1 protein-coding gene is annotated in these 598 nt (G+C 44.6%); it reads left to right on the top strand.

The genetic code is table 11. The features are described from left to right. Positions 1-30: 30 nt before the first annotated feature. Positions 31-598 (top strand): glycosyltransferase (locus GLV98_RS19895; RefSeq protein WP_160917703.1); only part of this gene is annotated, 568 nt, incomplete at its 3' end.

Below are 598 nucleotides of genomic sequence, written 5' to 3'. Positions count from 1 at the left end.
GTCCTGTATCACTAAAAACAGTAGATCGTCATGAATGTCACCGTTTTGTTCACCACCTATAATTCCCCGAAATGGCTTGAAAAGGTATTGTGGGGTTTTAGTGTCCAAACCCATCGGGATTTCGATATCATTATTGCCGATGATGGTTCTACCGATGAAACCCGGCAACTAATTGATCGAATGCGCTCCGAAACAGGAATAAGAATTAAGCATGTCTGGCATGAAGATCATGGATTTCAGAAATGCGAAATTCTAAACAAAGCGATTTTACAGGTTGAAAGCGACTACATTATTTTTACCGACGGCGACTGCATTCCCCGCGCGGATTTTGTTGAGGAGCATTTAAAATGCGCCAAACCCGGCTGCTTTTTAACAGGTTCGGTGGCCCGTTTACCTATGTCGACAAGTGAACACATTGGCAAGGAAGATATCACGTCGGGCGCTTGCTTTAACTGGGATTGGTTAGTGGAAAACGGCCTTCTGGTCACCCGTAAAAACATGAAACTTAGAGCCAGGAAATACGCCGGAAATATCCTCAATCATCTTACGCCTGCCAGAACCAACTTTACAGGATGCAATGCATCGGCGTGGACTAAAG

Source organism: Halobacillus litoralis, from assembly GCF_009856415.1.
GTDB classification, from domain to species: domain Bacteria; phylum Bacillota; class Bacilli; order Bacillales; family Halobacillaceae; genus Halobacillus; species Halobacillus litoralis_C.
Note: the sequence above shows the minus strand (reverse complement) of the source record. Positions and strands in the feature narration are given on the sequence as shown.